Genomic DNA, 17,875 nt, shown 5'->3' with positions numbered 1-17,875 from the left:
ATGAAATCCTCGATGCTTCCTCGATTGAGGCAATCTCCTCCGTCATTCGCGACCAGGTGCTGGGTTGGGGCGAGGACGGTGTTGCTTGCGCAGCGGTCCTCTGGGGTCTGATGAGGTCGTCCGGCTCCTTTGACCTGGCCGACCTTCGTCGCGTGCTCCGGATTTTGCGGAACACCCACGGTCAGAAACCCCATGTCGAAGGGTTTATCGACTTCCTCGGTGCTGGCCGCAATCTTCGGATCGGCGACGATTCCATCAGGCTCCAGCACCCGCGGGTCGAGGAAGGTTTGCGTTTGGCGCTCGCCACGAACCGTGCCGAGACTGAGGCTGTGTTGACCGCGCTCGCCGAGACGCTTCTGACGATCGCTGGCGGCGCCGATGGCTGGGCATCGCGTGGCGCGGTAGAGATCGTTCGCGCGGCATCCAATTTGGAGGCGGTCGAGATCGAGCTTGCCGCTTCGGCTCAGGCAGGCCTCGACGCGGCTCTCGCCGCCCGAGTGACGGCTCCCGCCGGCAGCGGGTCGTTCGAACGTGCCTTCGCGGACCTATCGCAATTGGCGTCCCCCGATTTCACGCCGCGTCAATTTAGCGAATATCTCATGCGTCTTCCTCCGCGCGCAAAGGGTGCTTGGCCGGGCCAAACCTGGATGCCCCCGGAACTGTCAGCCGAAGAGATCGAGCGCTTCCGGAAGGATCCAAGAACCGGCAGCCTGCTGCAAACCTTCATTCGCGGTGTGTTGCCCTTTATCGACGGCGACTATGAGGAGGACTTTCTCTCGTTCGCGGGCTTGTTCAGCCATGACCTTGGCGGCGCTTTCGGCGCTGCCGTAGAAACGCTCGCCAGTTTGCAGTCGCCGGGTGATAACATCGGCACAATTGTTGCCGGCGCCGTCGCGCCGGGAGGGCCTGGTTATGATTTCGTCATCGACACCTTCATCAAGGCCGAAAATGAGGTGGACCGCTGGTTCGAGAGCTACGCCAACAACGAACAACGACGCGCTCGCGAACACGAGGTTGACGCGATTGGCGCTGATCGCATTCTCGAGGAGCCCGGCGAGCGTTACTATACCGCTGACGCGGGCCTCAAAGCGGTAGCCCTTTCACGCCTGGCGGCGGAGGGGTGGGACTGGCTGGAGGGGCACAAACACGGCGCAGCGATGGTCTATGCACTTGCCTCTGCTCAGAGCAATGCGCGCGGGAATTTCTCGGCACCCTATCTTCAGATCCTGCTCAAGCACGCGGATGATCGGGCCTTGCCGCCTGTCTGGTCATTGATCGAGAAGAACTGGCATGACGAGCTGCGGCCTGAACTCGAAGCGGCTTTGTCGAGAACGGACGTCGGCAACAAGGGCCTGCGCACCACGCTCGCCAAGCTTTCGTTCATTGCCTCGCCGCCTAATGGCACCGATCTTCTCGTGGGCCTGCTCGACAAAATGACACCGGCTCGCAGATTGGAGCTGGTGCTCGATCTAGACCGCGCTTCCTCTAAGGATATCGATCCGGAGTTCGCGCCCGCACGCATCTTTGCCGATCGGCTGGATCCAACCGAGCGGGCCATTGCGCACATTCTCGTCGAGATCGATAGCGAAACCGGAATCGGTCAGCTCATGCAGGGGTGCAGTCCGGAAGTCCGCCAGCGCATCGCGGAACTGTGCCCGGAAAGCCCCCTCGGTTTGGCGGGAATCCTTGTCTGCCTTGCTGCAACCGGCGAAGGCGACATCCTGGAGACCGCCCGCCGGCTACTCGCAACCGGCGATGAAGATGACGGGATGCCAGCAATCATCGCCCTGCGCATCCGAGGCGGGGACGAGGAGCGCGTTCTTATTCGGAATGGGCTTGGCCATCCGCGCTACCACGTCAGACGTGCAGCCATGACCTATCTGGTCGAAAGGAATGAAGCCGAAGATCGGGCGGCGCTGCTGAATATGGTCCGCGATCCAGGAGCAGATGTGCGCCTGGCCTGGGCTGAACTTATGGGCCGTCATAAGTGGAGTGAGGCAGAGCCATTGCTGGTATCGCTCCTTTCCGACGATCGCGATTTCAGTCTTGATCGGTACCATGGCCCCAGCCGGGGTTGGCCGCGCTATTCTGTCGCGCGGGCGGCGGCCCGAGCGCTGGCCGCATTTGGGACGCTGACAGAAGCCTCGATCCATGCCTTGATTGGGTCGCGATGCTCGGAAGATCCCTTCGTCTTTTGCGCTGCCATCGGCGCAATTGCCAAACGTGGCGATCCCCGAGTTCCGACCGTTCTCCGCGAAGCGCTGGATGACCCGGGACTTCATGACGATGCCGACTATCGGGTGGTCGCGCAGGCCGCCGTCTGGGGATTTTTCGACCGCGCTGTGGATGGCCTCGCCATTGAACCAGCCGCAATTGAGAAACTTCGTCTGGTCGCCCTGACGGAACCAGGCTGGCTCGCTGGACCAACTCTCGTCGCGCTCGGAATAAGCGGCGGCGCCGTGAGGGAGCCGCTCTATGACGATCTCATGGCGGCAGCCCAAACGGAGCGCGCGGAATTACTCCAGATAGCAGCGGCCTTGGTCCCGTTGCCCTTCGGCAATCATCCCCTGACGGACGCAATCGTCGCTCGCCTTGGAGCGTTGCAAGAAGATGAGGTGGCGCCGGAACCAGATCCGGTCCTCGTCGCCTGGTACGAGACGCTTGATGGCACCGACGTCGCTTGGCTGACCGGTTGGGTCGTCGCCGTTTGTCTCAAGCTTGATGGATCCAAGCAAGTCGAGGATCCGCGCGCCTATCGCGTGCCTAAGGTGGTTCCGGTGATGACGATGTATTCAATGAGCCCGGATCGGGAAGAGGAGCGCGGGCCAGACGAAGGCGATTGATTGCCGCAGATCCTCTTGGCTCGCGTTTGTTGCGCACCGAGGTAGCGAGTTGATGGCGATTGCCCGCTGGCGCGAGCACCGGCGCTCTATCTCCGCTTCGCTCCGACCGAGCTTCGGCTGCGCCGAATCTCGGCCCTGCGGGTGACGATCACCTATCGCAAGAAGGAGAAGGCGCGGGGCGGTAGAGCGGCCGGGATCAGGCGCGCGGCTTGGCGGTGCGCTTGGTCGTGGTGCGGTCGAATTCTGCGGCCGTCACCTCAAGATCCGTCGCGAGCTGGTGCAGGGCGCGTGATGCGCCCAGGCGAGACATGCCGTCGCCCTGCGCGGCCGAGCCGCCACCGCGCTCCGCCCGAGACCGGGCAATCTTCGCCACCGCGCGTATCGTCTCCGCATCCATCTCTGCAGTCTAGCCGATTCGGGGCCGTGGGAACAGGGGCACGGGCGGCACGGTCGTGCTTCATCTCCGACGGATCGCCCGCCAGCCCGCCCACCGCGGGAGAGAAGAGGAGGCTCTTTGAGAGTGTCGCATGAGCGACATTTTAGAGGAGTGAAGATCATGTCCAAGACTGTTGGAGAGTTCCGGAACGTCAATGGCCAGCTGCTGGGTTTCATCGCCAGCGGCGAAATCGACCTGCAGCGGGCGCGGCTGAAGCCGATCGCCAGCAACAACCCGCGGGCGCCCAAGTTCGAGGTCGAAGCGATCAACCGCAATGGGCGCTGGGTGCCCTATGGCGCACTGTTCGAAGCGACCGCGATCCACACCACCGGAGAGATTTTCTACTCCGGCGAGCTGGACGACCAGTCCTGGCGCTTCCCGATGCAGATCGCACTGTTCGGGACCGCCGAGGAGGGGTTCCGGGCATCGTGGCGCCGTGACGACATGGGCCGCGCGGCCGGTGGCAAGGCGCCGCGTACGCGCAATGGCGACGACGATGAGGGCGACGATCGCGGCTTTGGCGGCGGTGAGCGCGGCCAGTTCGCCGGCGGGTTCGGTGGAAGCACCGCGCCGCTTGAGGGTGCGGGCGCGCGCGGCGGGTTCAGCGGCGATCTCGACGAAGAGGTCCCATTCTGAAGCCAGCCTGAGGGAGCCGGGGGGCGCTGCGCGCCTCCCGGCTTCTTTTTGTCCATTCCCATCTTTCAAGAAGGATCTGTCCGATGACCAGGCACGAACCCGTGCGCAGCGTCGATCGCTTTGGCGACCTCAAGCAGCTCTATGCCGAAATGACCGCTACCCCCGAATTCCAGGCCGCCTTTGGTGACCCCATGCCGCTTTCGATCGTCGAGCAAGGTGAAGAACCCGGCGAACATGGCATGCCCGAAGAACTGGCGGCCCAGGCCGACAGCGCGGGCGTGATCGCCACCATCTTCGATCTGTTCACCGACACGCGGCTGGAGCCGCTGGCGGCCGAGATCGCCTGGGGGTTCGTCAATTCGTTTCACTTCGTCGCCGGCAAGCTGGAGCGGCGGGAGGACAGCCTTGCCGTGGAAATCGGCGAGCTGGCCCGCTCCCCTGACATGAGCGAGGTCTATAATCGCGAGCTGGAAGACAAGCAGCTTCTCTGCCAGTCGACGGCCGAGCAGCGCGTCGCGATCGAGACGATGCGCGACTATGCCGCCGAAATGTACCGGGCGATGTCGGGATGGCCCTGGTCGCCCGCGCGCGGGAGCCGCGCTTCGCGCATCTCGACCGCCAGTCAGATCGCCGCGATCGACTTTCTGCGCGCGCGCCAGCTCGATGTCCGCGACCGGCATAATCCGCAGGGACCGATCGTGGTCTTCTCGGGGCCGGCAATCTGGCATGATGTCGACCTGCTCTGGGAACGGCTCGATCTGGTGAAAGAGCATGTCCCGCATATGGTGCTGATGACGACCGCGCAGCGCAGCGGCGCCGACCTGATCGCCGAGAAATGGGCCGCCAGCCGCAAGGTGCAGACGGTCAGGTTCAACCTGCTCGGGTCGGGCATGAAGGCCGCCTTTGCGCGCAATCGCAAGCTGCGCGATCTGAGGCCCGTGATGGCTGTCCTGTGCGAGGGATCGGGCGTCCAGGCCAATCTCTATGAGGAGTTGGATGGTGCAGGCGTGCCGATCCATGCCTTCCGGAAGTCGGATCAAGCCCCCGACAAAGGGATGCCGGTGCGCAGGATCACGGACGGACGCCGTTCGGCGCGGGCGGAAAGACGCCGTGCTGCCGCGGCAGTGGCTTGAGGGGAAGGGGCATGGCTATTCCAGACGCCTTTCGGCGCAACTTCTCGACGCTGCTTCGGGCGGCGGAATCGGGAGACCTCGCGCTTGTGGAATGCACCGATGCAGAGACCGGCGAGCCTCGCTATGTCATCTGCGCGGTCGGCCGGGAGGGCGGTGATTATGTCGTCACCCCTTTCGGCCATCTCCATGACGGGAATCCGTTCGATGCCTACCGGCCGCCGATGGACTCGGTCCTTCACTGACAGCGAGCATCTATGCTGTCGCTCAGGCCGCGCCTTGCGGTGGGGCGACCAGCATGAAGATTTCAATCTCGGGCCCCGGCTGCTGCGCAGGCCGTCGCCCGGGGCTTTTGGAAACTGGAAAAGGAGCAATCCCCATGACCGTTGTCCGATTTGAACTCAACGTCTTCGACCCCGCTGCCCTTTACGAGGCCGCGCTGGCTTCCTTCGGGAAACCGGAGGAGGCGGGGGACCGCTTCGGCACCCCTGAAGCCCCAGACGTGGTCACCTGCATCGTTGAACTGTTCTGCGAGCACGTGCCGGTCGATGCGGGCTTTGAGGTGATGAACTGGTCCGGGACATGAAAAGAGGAGCAAGAGCCATGATCGAACGCATGCTGGTCCTGTCGACTGCCAACGTCACCGCTGAGACGTGCAATGTCTATCTGCACACCGCGCCCTTCGCTGCCTTCGAGAAGGGCGATTATGGATGGTTCGTCTATGTGCCCATCGACTTGCCTGATGATCTGCCCGCTGATCTTGCCGGCTGCTTTGACGTCGCAAGCCGGGCCGGGGTGGACTGGATCATGCTTGACCGCGATGCGCAGGAGCATCCCGGCCTGCCCGCCTATGACTGGTGAGATGATGGCGTCTCCCATCCTGTCCTCCCGCTAACTTTGGCTGTGCGGAAAGCTGCCCCATGGGCATCGAGCCCAAGGGTCATCTTTGGCGCCCAGCGGCACCGTTCCGTGTAAAATATCTCTCTCAACAAGTCTTATGATGGCACGGGGACAGCACCGGCCTCAAGGACGGCGGGGCCCCACCATTTTCTTTGGCGAACAGAGGGCAGCGCTCTTCCGCACCCTCGCGCGGCGCCAAAGAAAATCGTGACCCCCACCGCCGCTAAAGCGGTCGCTTCGCGATCCTTGACCCCGGCGCTCGGAGCCCGTGCAGGGGAAATGACCTCTTTCAAGAAAAAGGAGGTCAACATGACGAACTTCAAGCGCACCATCCGGGACTTCACAGAAATCGCCGATCTCATCGCCGCGGAAACAGCCGCGCCCAATAGCGACTTCACCACCGCCTTCAGCTCCGACCTCGACGGGGTCCGCTTCGCGCGGGGCGAAGACGAACTGCTCGCCGACATGCCCGATCCGATGCAGGTGCAACTGGCGACCGAACTCCTGATCGGCACCGTCTTCGATGTGCTGCGCGACACCCGGCTGGAACGGGTCGCCGAGCGCGTCACCTGGGGCATCGTCAACAGCCTGCACAGCACCGCGCGAGGCCTGGCAGGGCAGGCCGACGATGCCGCGCGGGAGGTGAAGGATCTCATCCGATGCGCCGATGGCAGCGAGGTGATGATGAACGAGCTGGAGGCGGCACAGGCGAAATGCCGGGAGTTGGACGAAGCGAATGATGCCATCGCCTGCATGCGGGACCACGCCGCCGCAGCATTCAGCGCCGAGACCGGCAAGCCTTGGGGCAGCGCGCGGGGGTCACTGGTGTCGAGCAAACGCACCGCCTCGGTCATAGACGCGACCGACTTCCTCGCCGCCCGCCGCAACCGCAGGATCGACCAGCACCATCCGCAGGGGCCGATCGTCGCCTTCTCGGGCGGGGCGGCATGGGACGATTATCGACCGATCCACGCCGCACTGGACAGGGTGAAGGCGTTCATCCCGAACATGGTCCTGCTCACAACGGCACAGGACACCGGAGCGGACGCCATCGCAGAAAGCTGGGCGGCAGCGAACGATGTCAAGCTGGTCAGGCTTGGCCTTCCCAAGGGTCTGGGCAAGCGCGCCGGGTTCGTCCGCAACGACCGCATCGTCGCGCTGCGTCCGGCCGATGCGATCATCTGCGAAGGGTCGGGCATCCAGGCGCATCTCGCCCGCATATTGGGGGAAGCCGGGGTCCGACCGCGTCTGATCAGCCGCAATGGCGAAGCGCCGGTTTGGGCACGAGCGCGGTGATCTCCGCGCCATGGGGACGGTTCGGGTCACGCCCGGGCCGTCCCCTTTTTTTGTCGGGCGAACAGGATCGCCGGGCTCAGGAACCCGGCAGGAAGTGCCGGATCCGTCGCCCGCCGATGCGGTGCCCGAAAGGGCACCGGCCTCCTGCGCGTGGCTCCGCCATGCTCGTCGCTGGGCCGCCCTACGGGCGACATTGTTGATCAGCGTGGAAGCGCGGGCAGCGCCTTGAGTGCGGCCAGGGCGGGAGCGCCACCGGTACGGATCGCATGGCCAAGCAGGTCGCGGAACTCGCGTTCCGTGAGCGTCTCCACCGCAACTTCGGAGACCAGAGCAGCATATTTGCCGCGCAAGGCGCGGCGGGCAATCTCGACTTCGTCATCGAGCTTGCGGCGGCGGGATTCCAGATCGACAAGGCGTTCGCGTTCACTTTGTTTCGGCATGACCATGGTCCTTCTCATGGGTCTGCCCGCCAAGGGTCATCATCCAAAAGTGCGCGCTCGGGCGCAAGGCCAAAATTGCCTTGAGGCCCCTTCGGGGGAGCCGCGCCCCTTCCGGTGCGAGGCTACGCAGCGACGCTGTCGCAGCGAAAGGGAGGACGCACGCCGAGGGCGTTTGTAATGCACCCCACGCACGGGTGCTGCTCGGCAGTTTCTTTAGCGTTTATAATAGCTTGGATGTGGCGCAGATCGGCAGCCATTCTGGCGCTATTTGGCCGCCAGTGGCAGCCGCGCGATGGCTGTGCCCGACCCAAGTCTTTGATCTTTCTTGGCACTATCCGGCTGCCAGTGGCCGCCAGCATAAATCCTTGAGATCATGCGCTAATTCGAGTATAAGGAGCGCGCTTCATCATGATCGTCAGGGTGCCAGACCGGAGTCTCACCCTTGGCTCGCATTACGATCCGCGTCGATGACGCCCTCTTCAGGCGCCTAGATGCCCGCGCCCGCGATGCGGGAACGCCCACAGCAACCTATTGCCGCGACATCCTCGGGCGCTTCGAGGGCACCGATCCGTCAGGATACCATGCTCGATTCGATGAGCTCCACGCGACCGGCATCCAGACCCTTGCGATCCTCGCCGCCTCAGTCGGCAAACGCACGCCGGAAATCCTCGAACAGGGGCTTGCCGATGCCCGGCGCCTCCTCCGGGAAAGGGGGCTGCTCGATCCCGAGCAGGACCAGGCGTGAGCATCTTTCGGCACGACACGCTGGGGAGTTGGACCCGCGGCGGCCAGGCCATTGTCCACAATGTTCGGATGACCACACAGGTCTTCAATCAGACCCTCGTGGCGGGGCTGGTGATCTGGATCGGCGGCATCATCTGGTACGGGTTCGAGAAGTCGACCGAATATGAGCGCTATGTCCTGCTGAAGCTGGGCCAAGCGAGCTTCATGGGGGACGCGGTTCCGGGCAATGCGGCACCCATCCTGTTCAAGACGCCTGCTGGTAGGGAATATTGGACGACCCCCAAAGGGCTGCTCGACTCAGGTCTAGCGCACACGACGCTGGAGGCCTTCGAACGCTACCTCATCCACGGCGCCGCGCTTTCGGGGGTGTTCGCGCTCGCCATGCTGTTCTGGGCCTGGTTCTACTTTACGCGCACGGGGAGGGGGCTCGGCTCCAATCAGTTCCTACGCGGGGCCCGGTTCGGGACCGTGCGACAGGTGCGCCGCGCGCTCTGGCGCCATGCGCGCGGCAGCTTCGAGATTGGCGGGGTCAATGTCCCCGACATCTTCGAGCCCGAGCATATCCTGATCTGCGGGGCGCCCGGCACCGGCAAGACCAACATCATCATCAAAATGCTCGCCGGCATCCGCCAGCGCGGCAAGCGGGCCATAGTCTATGACACCGCCGGAACCTTCGTCGAGAAATTCTATCGCCCCGGGATCGACGTATTGCTCAACCCGTTGGACGTCCGATCCGACTGTTGGTCCCCCTGGGTCGATGTCCCCAAGGACTATCATTACGACCAGATCGCGGAGTCCACGATTCCCGACAAGGCCGGCGATCCCTTCTGGGCCAAGTCCGCCCGCGGCACCCTAGTGGCAGTGCTTCGCAAACTTGCCCGGCAGCAGCGCACGCTGGTCTCGATCCTGCTCGATACCCTGCTGCGCTCCAAGCTGAAGGACCTCGCGGCTTTTGCGCAGGGGACCGACGCGGCGGCATTCATCTCCATGGAAGGGGAGCGGACCTCGGCTGGCATCCAGGCGGAACTCGCCTCGGTGATGCGGTCCTTCGCCTATCTGGATGATACCGAGGATGGCCTGTCGATCCGCGATTGGGTGGCGAACGAGCGGGATGACAGCTGGCTGTTCATCACCGTGAAGGCGGACCAACTCCCGTCGCTCCGTCCGCTGATAACGGTCTGGTTGGACATCGCGATCAGCGCGATCATGAGCCTCTCGGCCGATCGCAACCGGCGCCTCTATTGCGTGATCGACGAGCTTCCCTCGCTCCAGAAACTGCCCAGCCTCTCCGATTTCCTGGCCCGTGCCCGGAAATATGGCGGGTGCGGCATCCTGGGCTTCCAGAGCTACCCGCAGCTTGAAGCGACCTACGGCATCCAGGATGCCGCGGCGATCACCGGCTACTGCTCGACTTGGGTGGCGCTACGCGCGAACGACACCCCAACCGCGAAACATGTCAGCGAAAATCTAGGCCAAGTTGAGCAGGTCGAAGCGAACGAGGGCATGTCCTATGGCGTCAACGACATGCGCGATGGCGTGAACCTCTCGCGGATGCAGGTGACCCGCCCGCTGGTGATGCATACCGAGGTCACCAACCTTCCCAATCTGTGCGGCTATCTTCGGTTCGGCCGCAATCTGCCCGTGGTGCGCTTCGAGGATAGCTATAATCGCATGCCCTCTATCGCCGTGGCATTTGAGGAACGCACGATCCCTCCTGTCCGGATGTCCATGGGGCCGGTCGCACCGCCCGAGACGCCCGCTGAGCCAATGCCAACGGCACCGCGTTCGACCACCCGACGGCGCCGCGCGGTCCCTGCGGACACGGGGCAGGAGCTGCCACTGAGCCAACCCGCTACCTTGCCGACGACCGAGGCGGCAGAAAATGCTGATGCGCCGGCTGCGGAGCCTATCGACACGGGCGGCGGCGGAGTGGACGCGCCGCCATCGCCCCCACCGCTCACGCTTTACGGGAAACCGACCGCGTTCCGACTGCGGCAGCATGGCCGCCATGATGGCGACCGGAATTCGGCGACGCCGGCATGATCAATCCCATCCGCCTCAAGGGCAAGCCCGCCAATATCAGCCGCTACTATACGGTCGGCGACTACTACACCAAGGGCACCGACGAGCATTCGGAGTGGGGCGGCCAGATCGCCGCCGAACTCGGGCTCGAGGGGAAGGTCGAACCGGACATCTTGCAGGACCTGCTCGCCGGGAAGGTTGGCGATCTTCAACTCGGCCGTCACCGTGCCGGGGGGAAGATCCAGCATCATCCCGGATGGGACTTCGCGGTCAACGCGCCGAAGTCCGTCTCGATCATGGCCCTGGTCATGGGCGACGAACGTATCCTCGCTGCTCATGAGAAGGCCGTCGGCGCGGCGCTCGACTATCTCGAGGAACATGCTTCCTTGCGGCACCGGGTCGATGGCGAGATCGTCCACGAGACCACCGGGCGGCTGATCTTCGCGCGCTTCACCGAACATGCATCGCGCGAACTCGACCCGCATTTGCATACGCATGTTGTCGTCATGAACATGACCAATCGTCAGGATGGCGATCAAATGGTCAGCCTTGAAACCAGGGCGATGTTCGTCGAGCAGATCGTCGCCGGCCAGGTCTATCGCAACGAGCTGGCGCACGACCTTCGCGAGCTTGGCTATCAGATCGACTTCGACCCCCGCAAAGGCCTTTTTGAAATCCTGGGCGTCCCGTCACAGCTGGCCAGGGCCATGTCGCAGCGGGCTGAACAGATCAACGCGCATGCAAGGGAGCATGGCCTGACCGGACAGGCCGGCCGGCAGAGATCCTTCTATGCGACGCGTGGCCCCAAGGAGAAGATCTCGCTGGAGGATCTGCACGACCAGTGGGCCTCCAGGTCGGCACCTTATCGCGAGGCGCTCGACACCGCGCGGGAAAATGCAGATCGCAGCGAGAACGATGTGCGCCCGCCGGATGCCCGCACGTCGGCCCGCGCGATGCTGTTCGGTATCCGCCAGGCGGAAACGCGAGAGGCCGTCAACAATCTTGGCCGGATGTTCCGGCTCGCCCTTGCCTCCCATGTCGGGGAGGTCCGGCTCTCGGATATTCGTCCCTTGGTCGAGGAGCATGAAAGCCGCTTCAAGCTGCTCGCAACGCGGCATCAAACCGGCGATGAGATCCATACTCGGGGCCGCACCACCCGGCGCACCGCGCGCCTTGAACTGGCTCTGTCCGAGCATCTCTCGCTTTCGCTCAATGACGGCACGCCCATTGCCACCGTCGAGCGCATTCGCGAGGTCATGGCTGAAGCTGGCCTCAACCCTGCCCAGGAGGCAGCGCTTCTCCATATCGGGACGACCAGCGACCGGCTTGTCGGTGTCCATGGCGTCGCCGGCGCAGGCAAGTCGACGTTGGTGAAGTCGCTGAACGATGCTGCCCCACAAGGCATGACGCTCGTTGCGCTCGCGCCGACATCGTCAGCGGCGGCCAAGCTAGGCGCTGACGCACGGATCGACGCCCGGACCGTCGCCAGCCTTGTCGCCGGGGGCGGGCGCAACATCGACGACAGCTATACGCTCGTGCTCGACGAGGCCGGCCAGCTGGGCAACCGGCAGGCGCTTCGTGTCCTCGAGATCAGCCGTATGACTGGCGCTCGGCTGATCGTCCTCGGCGACAACAAGCAGACCGGCGCCATCGAACAGGGGAAGGCCTTCTGGCTGCTGCAGAAGCTGGGCCTTCCGACGGCCGAGCTTACCGAGTCCGTGCGCCAGGAAACCCGTATGATGAAGGCGGCGGTGACCCAGGCTCGCCTGGGCAACTATGCCGCCTCACTGGAGAACCTCGACAAGGTGACCAGCGGCGGGGATGCAGAGGCCCTCGCCAGGGGACTGGTCGGCGAATGGACCAGGCTGAAACCCGAGAACCGCGCGAACACCAACATCCTCGTGCTGGAGAATGCCACCCGATTGATCGTCAACACCAAGATCCGGGAAGCGTTGAAGACCGAGGGCGCCGTCGCAGCGGAGGAGGCGCGGCTCTCTGTGCTCACTCCGTCCGGCATGACCGATCAGGAGAAGCACTTCGCCCGCTTCTATTCGGGCGGGCAAGTGCTGATTTTCTCGCGGGACAATGCAGGCCTGGGAGTTGCCCGCGACACCGAATATCGGGTCATCGGGATCGGCCGTGACGCAAACGGTCGGCAGGTGGTCCGGATGGTCGACGAACATGGTCGGACCATCCGGTGGGACCCTCGTATCGGACGCGCGTCGCAGGTCAATGTGTTCCGCAGCGAAGAGCGCGATTTGGCCACGGGTGACCGCATCCAGTGGCGTTTGGTGAGCCATGACCTTGGTTTGAAGAACGCCGAGCGCGGCACCGTCGAGCGTCTGGATGGAGCGGTCGCGACGATCCGCTGGGACCGGGAAGGGCGAGTCCAGGACATCGACCTTTCCCAGCACAAGAGCTGGGATCATGGCTACGCGGAGACGGTCTATTCTGCTCAGTCGAAGACCTATGACCGCGCTTATGTGCTCGCGCCGGTGAACTCCGGGCTGGTGACGGGTCAGAACTATTACACCGCGATCACGCGCGCGCGTTACGGCGTAAAGCTGTGGACCGAGGATCGCGAGCGCCTCGTCGACAAGCTTGAACGCCACTCCGGGGAGAAGACCTCCGCTCTGGAAGGCCTCGGCCGCCTCGATCGCGACAGTCACAGGGCTCGCGAGGAGCGCCACGGAGAGCGGTGGGATCGGCTGCGCGATCAGCAGCGCAGCGAGCGCCAGGAACGCAAGGAGCGGATGCGTGCGGAGCAGGAGGCTCGCAACCGGCCCGAACAGGGCGGCCTAGCCCATCTGCTTGCCGGTCGTGCGCAGTCTGCGGTGGAGGCCGTGGACCGGTGGCTTACGAACATCCTGACGCGGAGTGTTGAGGAGGGGCAACACACCCAGACGACACCTCCACGCGTTGATCCGGCCCCCGCGCAACAGCACGACCATGCGGCTGGCCATGATCATTAGGGCCGCCTTCCACCTCAGGTTCGCGCCGACCCTTTCCAGGGCGGTTCTGGCTGCCTTGGTGTTCGCTATCCCCGTCCATTCAGTGGAAGCGCGAACGACCCGTCAAAATACGATCGATGAGCAGATCGTCGCGAGGTGCATTGCTCGGTCAGCTGCCGGTCGCGGTTGGCTTGCCAAGACGCTCTGGGGATTGCGAGATCAGGAGGGCGGCTGGGTAGGCGCGGAAGTCGCAAACAGCGACGGCAGCCACGACCTCGGGCCGCTGCAGGTCAATAGCTGGTGGGTGTCGCGGCTGGCGGCTGTAACCGGTCGGCCGGAGCGACATGTTCGCCATTGGCTGAAACAGGATGCCTGTTTCAACGTCGAAGCCGCGCGCTGGATATTCCTCTCCGGGTTGGCCACCACGCGCGACTATTGGAAGGCGATCGGTGTCTATCACAGTCCCACGGGGTGGCGGCAACAACGCTACACCTCGAGCGTCGTTGTTCATCTGCGGCGGCGGTTCGGGTCCAGCCTCTTCACTCGTCCGTCGAAAGGGCCACCCCCAGTTTTCGAGGCCGTGCCATGAGACGGCGTCGTCGGCGCAAGCTTCCTGGAGCCAGTTCACCGCCTCCTCCGCCCGTAGTGGCAGAAGTTGTCGCCCCACCTCCATTCGATTCCGAGCTCGATCCGAAGCCCGTCGAACCGCCACCACTACCCTTGGTGACTGTGTCCTCCGGGATGCATGACATATCGCCTAGCTTTGGAAGGCGACGGGTTTCGAGGCGCGGGATGTTCTCGGCCGCCCTAGTCGCTGACGCCAGAGCGTATTTCGAACAGCACCTCGATCGTCCTGTCAGCGACGATGAAGCGAGAAACTTTCTGGGGGATTTCGTGGATTTTTTCACCGCTTTCGACAGTCGCCAATAGGATCGTGGAGGAACCGCCAACTGCAAGGAAAACCAAACAACCCCAAGTAATTCACATATCGAACTTCGCCGGATGACTTTCAAAAACGGGAGGATGGATGGTATATTGGGGTAATGAGGAGTAATTGAGATGACGAGACCCCGCGCAAAGATCGTACAACCGAAGGCCAAGCGTATCATTCAAGAACGCAATAAGGCGGTCATGTACGCACGAGTATCGACCAGCGAGCAGGAGAAGGAAGGATTTTCTATCCCGGCACAGCAGAAGTTGATGCGAGAGTATGCGGCTCAGAACGGCATAACGATTGCCTCTGAACATGTTGACGTGGAGACCGCGAAGCGCGCCGGTCGTACCGGATTCGAGGAAATGCTTCGCTACATCAGATCCCATCCGAGCGTCAGAACGATTCTGGTCGAGAAGACCGACAGGCTCTACCGCAACCTCAAGGATTGGGTGACGGTCGACGGATTGGAAATCGAGATCCATTTCGTGAAGGAGAATGTCGTTCTCTCTCGGGATTCGAGATCGTCGGAGAAGTTCATGCATGGCATCAAGGTTTTGATGGCCAAGAACTACATCGACAATCTCTCTGAGGAGACCCGCAAGGGAATGCTCGAAAAGGCAGAGCAGGGGATTTGGCCGACCTTCGCTCCCCTCGGTTATGTGAATGTGATGGGCCCGCTCGGCAAGAAGGTCATCACAATCGATCCGGATATCGGTCCGTTGGTGACCCGCGTGTTCGAATGGTTCGAGAGTGGCCAATATTCGCTCAAGGAAGTGACCCAATTGGCCGTCAGGGCTGGCCTCCGGTACCGCAAGAGCGGAAAACCGGTGGGCGTGAGCACGATCAATACAATGCTACGCAGCCGGATTTACACGGGCTCGTTCGAATGGCTGGGCAAACTCTACAAGGGCTCGCACACGCCGCTGACGACCTTTGCCACCTGGTCCAACGTGCAGGAGATCCTGGATGGCCGGAGCATCTCCAACGTCCACGGCAATCGGCTTCAATTCGCTTACACCGGACTGATCACCTGCGGTCACTGCGGTTGCGCGGTCACGGCCGAGATCAAGAAGGGCCGATACATCTACTATCACTGCTCTCGGTTCAAGGGGCGCTGCCCTGAGCGGTATATACGCGAGGAGGCCCTCGACGAGCAGTTCGCAGCTGTCCTCAGGCGGCTTCGGCTGGATGATGCGTCATTCCGGCTCATTGAGCGAGCCATCCGTGAGAGCCATGCAGATGAGCGGCGCGACCGCGACGAATCGGTTGAGCGCTTGCGGGCTGAGGCCGATCGCCTTCAACACCGATTGGATACTCTTTACCTCGACAAGATCGATGGGCGGGTCACGGTCGAATTCCACGACCGGGTTTCAGCGACCTGGCGTGAAGAGCGGGATCGGACGCTGCGGGATATGGAGAGCTTGCATGCCGCCGAGGACGACCTGATTGATGATGGTCTGGCACTGCTGGATTTCGCGAGGACCGCCCACAACCAGTTTGCGGATCAGCCCTTGGCGACCAAGCGACGGGCTCTGAATTTGATATTATCGAACTCGTCATTCGCGGGTGGAGCGCTGACCGTCACGTTCCGCGAACCGTTTGGAATTCTTGAAAAAATCGGCGAAACTGGCGGTTCCGGCCCAGCACAAAAAGGGGGCAAAAAACCCCCATTTTTAGAATTGGCTCCCCGAGTAGGATTCGAACCTACGGCCATTCGATTAACAGTCGAATGCTCTACCGCTGAGCTATCGGGGAGCGGCCCGGCTTCCGTCGGGCAGGTCGCGCATATGCAGTGGCTTTCGGGAAATGGCAAGGGCCTGAAAAGCCGCCCGCCTCAAAAAAATGGGCAGACGGCCTGAACGGTACGAAAGTCCTGTCGAAATCCGCCCGAACGCTCCGATATCGCGTGATTATGAAAAGCTTTTCCCAGCTTGCGCCATCGAATGGAAATTGGCTTTCCTTGCGAATAGGCTACGAAGTTTCCACCTCATGCAGCAAGGCCGCCATAACGCCGTGAACCCGATGATCGATCGCCGCCGGATAGTTTCGATGCTGTCGTCGCTGCCAGTCATCGCGCTGGGCAGGAGCGAAAGGGTGGGGGCGGCATCGACCGCGCGTGGAAAGGATATGGCGACACCCGCCATCGCCCGGCCCACCCTGTTTTCGTCCCAGTCGATGTGGAATGCGACGCCGGTCGATCCGCTGTTGGGCGATATCGCCATTTCTCCCCATCAGACGCCGTGGATAGAGGAGGGGGCCTACGCCTCTCGGATATTCTTCGCGGCGCAGGACGATCCGCCCATGACGATCATGGGCAGGACGGGCGGCGAAGACATTCAGGTCGCGAACGAAGGCGTGTGGCGCTCTATCGTCATCCCCCGCTTTCCCGCCGACACGATGCCTGCCACCGGAACGGACGGGCATTGCACCATCATCGATCCCGTGACGGGCCTGATGCACGGCTTCTGGCAGTTGAAGAAGGTCGGCGGGCAATGGCGGGCGACCAAATATGTGGCTTCCCCCCTGGCGGGCACAGGCTTCGGCACGGCCAGCAATCCCGACAATGTGCGCGCCTCCGGCACTTCGGCCGCCGCCGGCATGATGCTGGCGTCGGAGCGCGGCCTGGCCGTCCTGCCGCACGCGCTGGCGCTCTGCCTCGACCTGTCCAGTTTCTCGTCCGGCCCGGTCTTTCCCGCGACGATGGAGGATTATAAGGGCGTTCACGGCGACTATACGGGCACGCCGGGCCATTCCTTCAAGATGGGCACGCTGTTCCTGCTGCCCCCCCAATTCGATGCGGAGGCGTTGCATTGGGAGGAGGCGCGGGTGATCGCACGCACGTTGAAGCGGCATGGTGCCTATCTGGTCGATGCGACCAGGGGGACGGCGTCCCTGTCGGCGGAGATCGGGTCCGGCTGGAGCAGATCGTCGGTGAACGGCGTCTGGCAGAATAGCTGGGCGCGGGATGTGAAGCAGATATTCGACGCGCTGCGCGCCGTCACATCAGTCGCCGGCTGGCTCGACGCGGATGGCGCGCCGTTCACTCCCACGCCCTGGGGGTGGCAGAACATCCTGTCGATGCGGGGGCCGTGGTCCGCCGCGAAAGGGATGCGGGCAGGAGGACTGCAGGGCCGCTATGATGGCGCCGCGGACATGTATCTGGTCCCGGCGACGTCCACGCCCTGCGGCATGACCAAGCATCTGGTACGGCGCGATCCGGCGCAGACGGCGTCCTGGCGGCAATGGATGACGGGGCAGGCGTTTTTTTCCAATCCGGTGCCGGGGGCGGAATATCGCCTGGCCGCCGTGGGGACGGGCATGATCGATGGCAGGCTGCTGTTCAGGAACGGCAAATATCAGCAGATCGGCGCCACCGATAATCTGTCGCCCGGGGAAGAGCGGACCTTCCCATGGCCTGCCGATGCGACGGTGGTCGAGATGCAGATCAACAAACCGGCAGGACCGGAGGCCAGCATAAGGCTGGAGTTGACGACGCGCGATCCGCGAGCCGCGGGCTGATCATCCCCCATATGCATGGCCAAG

Annotated in this window: 15 protein-coding genes, 1 tRNA gene and 1 pseudogene; 13 read left to right on the top strand and 4 right to left on the bottom strand. The window is 63.1% G+C overall.

Annotated features, from left to right (window positions below; genetic code table 11):
- Positions 1 to 110 precede the first annotated feature (110 nt).
- Complete coding sequence (locus NUH86_RS07710; protein ID WP_267251880.1) at positions 111 to 2,843, top strand: HEAT repeat domain-containing protein; 2,733 nt, start codon at positions 111 to 113, stop codon at positions 2,841 to 2,843.
- A 196-nt stretch (positions 2,844 to 3,039) separates the two neighbouring features.
- Here NUH86_RS07710 and NUH86_RS07705 read toward each other — a convergent pair whose 3' ends face one another.
- Positions 3,040 to 3,240 (bottom strand): hypothetical protein, encoded by a 201-nt coding sequence (locus tag NUH86_RS07705; protein ID WP_267251879.1) that lies wholly within the window; start codon positions 3,238 to 3,240, stop codon positions 3,040 to 3,042.
- A gap of 159 nt (positions 3,241 to 3,399) precedes the next feature.
- Here NUH86_RS07705 and NUH86_RS07700 point away from each other — a divergent pair, with 159 nt between their 5' ends.
- The 6 genes from NUH86_RS07700 (at position 3,400) to NUH86_RS07675 (ending at position 7,241) form a co-directional block, all read left to right on the top strand.
- A complete protein-coding gene (locus tag NUH86_RS07700) occupies positions 3,400 to 3,915 on the top strand; it encodes a DUF736 family protein (RefSeq protein ID WP_267251878.1) in 516 nt (171 codons plus the stop codon).
- Between the two features lie 83 nt (positions 3,916 to 3,998).
- Entirely contained in the window at positions 3,999 to 5,048 is a 1,050-nt protein-coding gene (locus NUH86_RS07695; protein WP_267251877.1) for a DUF2493 domain-containing protein, read from the top strand.
- Between the two features lie 11 nt (positions 5,049 to 5,059).
- On the top strand, positions 5,060 to 5,290 hold the full coding sequence (locus tag NUH86_RS07690; protein ID WP_267251876.1) for a DUF6117 family protein: 231 nt from the start codon (positions 5,060 to 5,062) through the stop codon (positions 5,288 to 5,290).
- Positions 5,291 to 5,424: 134 nt separating this feature from the next.
- Positions 5,425 to 5,631: a hypothetical protein gene (locus NUH86_RS07685; protein ID WP_267251875.1), complete on the top strand. Its 207-nt coding sequence runs from the start codon at positions 5,425 to 5,427 to the stop codon at positions 5,629 to 5,631.
- A 17-nt stretch (positions 5,632 to 5,648) separates the two neighbouring features.
- Positions 5,649 to 5,906, top strand: a complete 258-nt coding sequence (locus NUH86_RS07680; RefSeq protein ID WP_267251874.1) for a hypothetical protein — start codon at positions 5,649 to 5,651, stop codon at positions 5,904 to 5,906.
- A gap of 348 nt (positions 5,907 to 6,254) precedes the next feature.
- Positions 6,255 to 7,241, top strand: a complete 987-nt coding sequence (locus NUH86_RS07675; RefSeq protein WP_267251873.1) for a DUF2493 domain-containing protein — start codon at positions 6,255 to 6,257, stop codon at positions 7,239 to 7,241.
- 200 nt (positions 7,242 to 7,441) lie between these two features.
- Here the strand turns inward: NUH86_RS07675 and NUH86_RS07670 are convergent, their stop codons facing one another.
- Positions 7,442 to 7,681, bottom strand: a complete 240-nt coding sequence (locus tag NUH86_RS07670; RefSeq protein ID WP_267251872.1) for a hypothetical protein — start codon at positions 7,679 to 7,681, stop codon at positions 7,442 to 7,444.
- Between the two features lie 442 nt (positions 7,682 to 8,123).
- Here NUH86_RS07670 and NUH86_RS07665 point away from each other — a divergent pair, with 442 nt between their 5' ends.
- The 5 genes and pseudogenes from NUH86_RS07665 to NUH86_RS07645 form a co-directional block, all read left to right on the top strand.
- Positions 8,124 to 8,426, top strand: a complete 303-nt coding sequence (locus NUH86_RS07665) for a hypothetical protein (RefSeq protein WP_188064293.1) — start codon at positions 8,124 to 8,126, stop codon at positions 8,424 to 8,426.
- Positions 8,423 to 10,468, top strand: a complete 2,046-nt coding sequence (locus tag NUH86_RS07660) for a type IV secretion system DNA-binding domain-containing protein (RefSeq protein ID WP_267251871.1) — start codon at positions 8,423 to 8,425, stop codon at positions 10,466 to 10,468. The genes NUH86_RS07665 and NUH86_RS07660 overlap by 4 nt, the downstream gene beginning before the upstream one ends.
- On the top strand, positions 10,465 to 13,419 hold the full coding sequence (mobF, locus tag NUH86_RS07655) for a MobF family relaxase (protein ID WP_267251870.1): 2,955 nt from the start codon (positions 10,465 to 10,467) through the stop codon (positions 13,417 to 13,419). Before NUH86_RS07660 ends, mobF begins: the two co-directional genes overlap by 4 nt.
- Complete coding sequence (locus NUH86_RS07650) at positions 13,397 to 13,987, top strand: lytic transglycosylase domain-containing protein (RefSeq protein ID WP_323749008.1); 591 nt, start codon at positions 13,397 to 13,399, stop codon at positions 13,985 to 13,987. Before mobF ends, NUH86_RS07650 begins: the two co-directional genes overlap by 23 nt.
- A gap of 470 nt (positions 13,988 to 14,457) precedes the next feature.
- A pseudogene (locus NUH86_RS07645) lies at positions 14,458 to 15,495 on the top strand (recombinase family protein); the annotation flags it as partial.
- Positions 15,496 to 15,528: 33 nt separating this feature from the next.
- On the opposite strand, the gene NUH86_RS07640 reads toward NUH86_RS07645, so the two are convergent.
- Entirely contained in the window at positions 15,529 to 15,693 is a 165-nt protein-coding gene (locus NUH86_RS07640) for a hypothetical protein (RefSeq protein ID WP_267251869.1), read from the bottom strand.
- Between the two features lie 319 nt (positions 15,694 to 16,012).
- A tRNA-Asn gene (locus NUH86_RS07635) sits at positions 16,013 to 16,087 on the bottom strand.
- 234 nt (positions 16,088 to 16,321) lie between these two features.
- On the opposite strand from NUH86_RS07635, the gene NUH86_RS07630 reads away from it, so the two are divergent.
- A complete protein-coding gene (locus NUH86_RS07630; protein WP_267251868.1) occupies positions 16,322 to 17,851 on the top strand; it encodes a hypothetical protein in 1,530 nt (509 codons plus the stop codon).
- Positions 17,852 to 17,875 lie beyond the last annotated feature (24 nt).

The sequence above is a fragment of the Sphingobium sp. JS3065 genome, from assembly GCF_026427355.1.
GTDB lineage: Bacteria > Pseudomonadota > Alphaproteobacteria > Sphingomonadales > Sphingomonadaceae > Sphingobium.
This window is presented reverse-complemented; position numbering and strand designations above follow the sequence as displayed.